Here is a 4,916-nt window from a genome sequence, read left to right as displayed (position 1 = left end):
TTAATGCATTTAACACATCTTGCTTCCTCTCTCTACAAAGCTACTGCTAAATGAATTGCCATGCAAGGAAATTTGCAAGCTTTGTGAGAGCCGTTGAACAAACAGGATGCTCGCTATGGAATGCCACCATTGCGAACACTCCTTTTTCCCTCAACCTCTTAAATGCCCCTTAACTCCGCACCTTCGGGACGGGCAAGGTCAGGCAAGAAAAAATACTACCCAAAGGGTGGAGATTTTTTTGAAGACTGCCGAAGGGAAACCTTGACTGGCTCCCGAATGGTCGGAATTAACTTTGCATTTTCAGGGGTGAGGAAAATACATTACCTTTGAAGCTTATCTTACCGAAGTCAAGCTCTTGACTTTGCTAAGGTTTTGGTTGAAATGAGCCATCGGGAGGGGTCCTGATGGCTTCCTTTTTTATATACACCTTTAGCATATATAAACCGCGCGCAATTTTCCTTTTCTAAATGGTGGCACTTCGTTGCCCATTTCTTTTTTTCCCTTTTGTTTTTGTTTTGGTTTGCACCCTGATTTAATGGACTGCACTCGTTCCTATTTCATCATCTTGAATGAAATTTTTAGACGTTTTTTAATTCGTTTTTCATAGCATAACTAAATAGTAGTATTTACTAAATAGTTACTATAAGGAGTAAAACTAATTAAAGGGAGGTTTGTGGCGTGAGTTAAAGGGAGTGGAGTGGCGTGAAGTAATTATTTAAAGGGAGGTTTGTGGCTCTTATATTGAGTTTGTTTTTTAAACTACTTTTATTATGTTTGTGCATGGCTCATAAAGACAAAAGAAGTCCGCAAATTTCCATCCCGATGGAATACCCTGAAAAGGAGTTGAAGGAGATTGCTAAGCAACACTGGAACATTACGTTTGCTAAACAGAAGAAAGTTTCTGTGGTGGCAAAACGGATAATGGATAATGTTTTAGGTCAAATTCATGATAATGATCTTACTTTAAAGCCCTTTTATCAAATGCACGTTTCAGAAGTGGTTAATTACTCTGATAGTGGAAGTGCTTATGATATAACGAGGAAAGCTTTTACAGATTTGGCAAGTACTTCTTGGCTCATTCAAGACTTAGAAAAAAAATATTTTGCCCCTCGTCATTTGCTTGACACTACAAAAACAGAGGTTAAGGATGGTTTTGAAACAGCATATAAAGACGGAATGATCACTATAGCAATCAATCCAGTTTTAGAGCCATATTTCGTGCAAGTTGCTCATTATACTCGATATGAGAGGGGTCAATTAAAGAATTTTACTTCATGGTATTCTGTGCGTATCTGGGAGATTCTTTCAGGATTTGAGGATATATTACAGAAGGGGGAAAAATGGTATGTTTCGCTTGAAGAATTAAGGGGTTGGATGGACTGTGAGAAGAAATACAAAAACAATACAAAGGATCTGCTTTATAATATTTTCAAAGAGCCTTTGATTGAATTGAAAGGCACAAAACTTGAATTTGACTATGATAAAGTTTATGCCAAAGGGGTTAAAGGGAGGCCGCCTATAATTGGTTTAGAATTCTATTTAGTCAATCCACAAGGGTTGAAACCTGCTTCTAAAATACTCGAGGAATGGATTGAAAAGACCCCTGAACAAGATAGGGAAAAGAAAAGACGGTGCATTGAAAAGGGGCGTGAATGGAAAATATCAGATGAAAATCTAGTAAAGTGCTTGCCTATCATTAAAGAAGCAGGCGCATGGAAGCTATATAAGCAATTTTCTGAAAAGGATAATGCAAGAGGTACGGAAAAGAAAATACAAGATAAAAAGGCTTTTTGCAATAGTGCTATGTTGATTGCTGCTGGCTTAAAGAAACCAAAATAAGAAGGAAATGACCGAGAAAAAAAGAAAAGAACTAGAAGCATTATCATTTCAAGATTTGGAATATCTAAGTGAAAAAGGATTAAAGATTTGGGATAGGCTTACTGATGCTTATACGCACATTGGTTTGATAAGCTCTGATCCTGGATCTTCTAATCCAGAGACTGATTATTATTTTGCAATGCATCAGGATGCAGATAATATTTTGCGTGAAAAAGTAGAAAAGATATTCGGTGAGGTTCCTAGAACAGAAAAGACGATTTATGAAAGTCAGAAGCTTTGGGATTACTTAGACGAAAAAGACAAAAGGGAAAAATGAGGGCTAAAAGGGTAAATATTGACGGTCATGATTTCGCTGAGGTAAGCCAAGTCGAACGTCCTGAGCTGTTCAGGGAATGGATCAAGGGGCAAAACGTTCCCGATATCGCAGACTTTGACGGGATATACTGGCACGACTATTTGCGCTATCTGGATTATCTTAAATGGAAAGAAAAACAATGCTGAACTAAAGTCTAATAAAAACGCTTAAATTTGAACTATGCAAACATTCAGAATAGTCCTACATCCCGAGATTGAGGGAGGATATACCGTTACTGTTCCTTCCTTGTCTGGCTGTATCACTTGGGGGAAAGATGTCCAAGAAGCAAGGGCAATGGCTAAGGAAGCTATTGAACTTTATCTCGAGGATCTGCAAGCTTCGGGAGAGCCAATTCCTGACGATAGTCAAAGTCTAGAACTCTCATTAACAGTCGCTTAAAAATTGTCTTCTGAATACTGATCGGCTTTTTCAAGCTTTGACAGTATTTATTAAGAAACACTGTTATGAAAGCAAAAGACTTAATCAAGGAACTTCAAAAAAACGGCTTTGAACTTGCTAGAAGCAAAGGGAGCCATCATATTTTCAAACATTCTGACGGAAGGCGCACAACTGTTCCTTTGCATGGTGGGGATATGCCTACAGGTACTTACAAAGCGATTATCAAACAATCTGGTATTCCAGACCCTGAAAAACAAAAGGGAAAGAAAAAGGGAAAATAACATCCCCTCTATTTCTGTTCTTTAAATTTATCGCTTTCAAGTTCTTTCTCAATTAATGACTTCATAGCTATTAAAGCCTTTTTTTGGCTTTCAATGAGTGTTGTATTATCATCGCTGTGCCATCGTGGCTCTTGGTCGTAATCGTATGCTAATCTTCTGTAATGCTCCCATACTTCATATAGGGTAAGCTCAACGGATACTCTTTCTTTCGTTCTTGTTCCTTGCATTTCTATAGTTAATTTGATTGTTTTTGGTTTAATGATTTTTCTTCCTCTTCAAGCTGTTTCTTTCTAGCTTCGATTTCGGATCTTTTGGCTCTTGCTTCCTGTGTGCTGTCGACAATGAAATTTATCCTGTCAGCATGTGTTTTGTAAAGGCTGTCAATTTCGCTCATTGTGTAGGCACTGTACTTGTAAAAATAGTATTTTGTGGCTGATTCCTCGTATCTGTCCGCCTTTTGGTAATAGCTGTAAAAACCAATTCCTAAGCCTATTACGGCAATCCAAAGAAACAATTTGACGGCTACCCCGAATTTCCAAAAGGTGGCTTTCAAATCGGGAAAAAGCCATTGCATGTGTCGGGCTGACCTTTCTAGCTTATCCATTTTATCGTTTAAGGCTTCAAATTTCGATTCTAAGCTACTCAAATCAATTTCGGGTGCATTGTTAGCGTTTTCAATTGAAAGTCTTTCTAAAGCCTTTATTTGGCGTGAAATAGTTTCTAAATCTGCGCTGTGGTCTTTCGGTTCTTTCTTCCCTTTCAGTTGCTTCTCCAACTTCTCTAAGCTGTCTGCAATGGCTTCCAGTTGTATTTCTATGGTATTACTCATCGGCTCATTCCTTTTGATTGGTCAATACTTCGTTTTGTACTAATATTCTTGGATTTATCCTGTTGTTTCTGCTTGGTTTTTTCTCGCTCTTTGTGTTCCTCAATGTGCCTTAAAAGCTTAGTGTAACTTAGGTTTCGGTCTATTTCAGAAGCCTTGAATATGATTCCTTTATCTTCCATTTTGTAGCTTACACCGCTTATTTTCCCTGTTTTCGCTTGGTTGTATTGGACTGTATAGCCCAACTTTTCAACGCCTTTCATGATGCCGGCTAAATCCTTCCCCTGGTCGATGCCCTGGTATATGGTTTTCTTGATGGCTTCTTTGCGTTGGTTGCCTTGCTCTTTGGCGTTCGTCAATCCGTGTTTCTTAGCTATTTTTTCGCATCTGTCAACTGTCTTTCGTTTGCTGTGGCTGTCGGATATGGCTTTGCCTTCATAGTTGACCCGATTGGCGACAATGTGTAAATGTTGGTGCTTGCTGTCGTTGTGCTTTACAACCATGTATTGCGTATTTTCAAGCCCCATTTCCTGCATAAATTCGCTTGCAATTTCTTTCATTTCTTCATTGCTCATGTTGTCTCCTTCAGCAAAGGAAATAGAGCTGTGCCAAACCGCTTTTCCTAGTGTTGGCAATTGTTTTCGCATCATGTTGAAATCCTCAATAGCCGTTTTTTTGTCATGGTCGCAAACTCCATCGACTGCGAGGATCTCCGCTTCCTTCTTTTCGTCCAGAAGGTATTCTATCAGTCCTCCGAAGCTTCTGCCTGTGCCTGTCTTTCCTATCATTTTAGCTTGCTTAAAAGTTCTCGTATCTGCTCCAAGTCTTGCAGGGAGGAAAGCTTTAGCCTTTCCCCTGCGTTCACGCTGTGCGCTATTTGGTTGAGGTTGTTTGCCATCCCTGCAAGCTTGCGGAGCTCGTCCACTCGCTCGGGGCTGTAAACTTTCGGCAAGGGCTTTGCCATTGCTGACCGTAGGCAATAGTCGGAAAGGCTCAAGTTTGACCTTTCGGCTTTGCTCTTGATTGCCCGATATTCTGCTGATGTGCAGTTAAGGGTAATTCGCTTTTTCTTCTGGACTGCCACTCGTGGCCGTCCGCCTTTGTTGTTCTCTTTTTCCATAGCACAAACTTTGTTCTGGGCTACCCTTTTGCAACCGAAGGGCGCAAAACAAGATGGTTGAATGCGTATTAAAAATCACTCCTTTAGGAGGGTTTT

At 39.7% G+C, this 4,916-nt stretch carries 8 protein-coding genes; 4 read left to right on the top strand and 4 right to left on the bottom strand.

Translation table 11 applies throughout. The annotated features are described in order from the left end of the window. Positions 1–780 precede the first annotated feature (780 nt). The 4 genes from FTRAC_RS19010 (at position 781) to FTRAC_RS18990 (ending at position 2,874) form a co-directional block, all read left to right on the top strand. The gene (locus tag FTRAC_RS19010; RefSeq protein WP_013447326.1) at positions 781–1,839 is read left to right on the top strand and encodes a replication initiation protein; all 1,059 of its coding nucleotides are present in this window, start codon (positions 781–783) and stop codon (positions 1,837–1,839) included. Positions 1,840–1,846: 7 nt separating this feature from the next. Then, the gene (locus tag FTRAC_RS19005; protein WP_013447325.1) at positions 1,847–2,155 is read left to right on the top strand and encodes a hypothetical protein; all 309 of its coding nucleotides are present in this window, start codon (positions 1,847–1,849) and stop codon (positions 2,153–2,155) included. A gap of 219 nt (positions 2,156–2,374) precedes the next feature. Continuing rightward, a complete protein-coding gene (locus FTRAC_RS18995) occupies positions 2,375–2,593 on the top strand; it encodes a type II toxin-antitoxin system HicB family antitoxin (RefSeq protein WP_013447323.1) in 219 nt (72 codons plus the stop codon). A 65-nt stretch (positions 2,594–2,658) separates the two neighbouring features. Beyond that, complete coding sequence (locus FTRAC_RS18990; protein ID WP_013447322.1) at positions 2,659–2,874, top strand: type II toxin-antitoxin system HicA family toxin; 216 nt, start codon at positions 2,659–2,661, stop codon at positions 2,872–2,874. 8 nt (positions 2,875–2,882) lie between these two features. Here FTRAC_RS18990 and FTRAC_RS18985 read toward each other — a convergent pair whose 3' ends face one another. From FTRAC_RS18985 to FTRAC_RS19735, 4 genes are read right to left on the bottom strand one after another with little or no spacing between them, the layout of a single operon-like run. Then, positions 2,883–3,101, bottom strand: coding sequence for a hypothetical protein (locus FTRAC_RS18985; RefSeq protein ID WP_013447321.1), 219 nt, complete (start codon positions 3,099–3,101; stop codon positions 2,883–2,885). Between the two features lie 8 nt (positions 3,102–3,109). Then, positions 3,110–3,703 (bottom strand): hypothetical protein, encoded by a 594-nt coding sequence (locus tag FTRAC_RS18980; protein ID WP_013447320.1) that lies wholly within the window; start codon positions 3,701–3,703, stop codon positions 3,110–3,112. Then, positions 3,700–4,488 (bottom strand): relaxase/mobilization nuclease domain-containing protein, encoded by a 789-nt coding sequence (locus FTRAC_RS18975; protein WP_148230194.1) that lies wholly within the window; start codon positions 4,486–4,488, stop codon positions 3,700–3,702. Before FTRAC_RS18975 ends, FTRAC_RS18980 begins: the two co-directional genes overlap by 4 nt. Beyond that, positions 4,485–4,820: a MobC family plasmid mobilization relaxosome protein gene (locus FTRAC_RS19735; protein WP_148230193.1), complete on the bottom strand. Its 336-nt coding sequence runs from the start codon at positions 4,818–4,820 to the stop codon at positions 4,485–4,487. The genes FTRAC_RS18975 and FTRAC_RS19735 overlap by 4 nt, the downstream gene beginning before the upstream one ends. Positions 4,821–4,916: the final 96 nt, after the last annotated feature.

The sequence above is a fragment of the Marivirga tractuosa DSM 4126 genome (genome assembly GCF_000183425.1).
Lineage (GTDB): Bacteria > Bacteroidota > Bacteroidia > Cytophagales > Cyclobacteriaceae > Marivirga > Marivirga tractuosa.
Note: the sequence above shows the minus strand (reverse complement) of the source record. Positions and strands in the feature narration are given on the sequence as shown.

Excerpts from the sequence above, each read along its gene's own strand:
- FTRAC_RS18980 (WP_013447320.1), bottom strand. The coding sequence starts at position 3,703 with ATGAGTAATACCATAGAAATACAACTGGAAGCCATTGCAGACAGCTTA.
- FTRAC_RS18975 (WP_148230194.1), bottom strand. The coding sequence starts at position 4,488 with ATGATAGGAAAGACAGGCACAGGCAGAAGCTTCGGAGGACTGATAGAA.
- FTRAC_RS19735 (WP_148230193.1), bottom strand. The coding sequence starts at position 4,820 with ATGGAAAAAGAGAACAACAAAGGCGGACGGCCACGAGTGGCAGTCCAG.
- FTRAC_RS18985 (WP_013447321.1), bottom strand. The coding sequence starts at position 3,101 with ATGCAAGGAACAAGAACGAAAGAAAGAGTATCCGTTGAGCTTACCCTA.
- FTRAC_RS18995 (WP_013447323.1), top strand. The coding sequence starts at position 2,375 with ATGCAAACATTCAGAATAGTCCTACATCCCGAGATTGAGGGAGGATAT.
- FTRAC_RS19010 (WP_013447326.1), top strand. The coding sequence starts at position 781 with ATGGCTCATAAAGACAAAAGAAGTCCGCAAATTTCCATCCCGATGGAA.
- FTRAC_RS18990 (WP_013447322.1), top strand. The coding sequence starts at position 2,659 with ATGAAAGCAAAAGACTTAATCAAGGAACTTCAAAAAAACGGCTTTGAA.
- FTRAC_RS19005 (WP_013447325.1), top strand. The coding sequence starts at position 1,847 with ATGACCGAGAAAAAAAGAAAAGAACTAGAAGCATTATCATTTCAAGAT.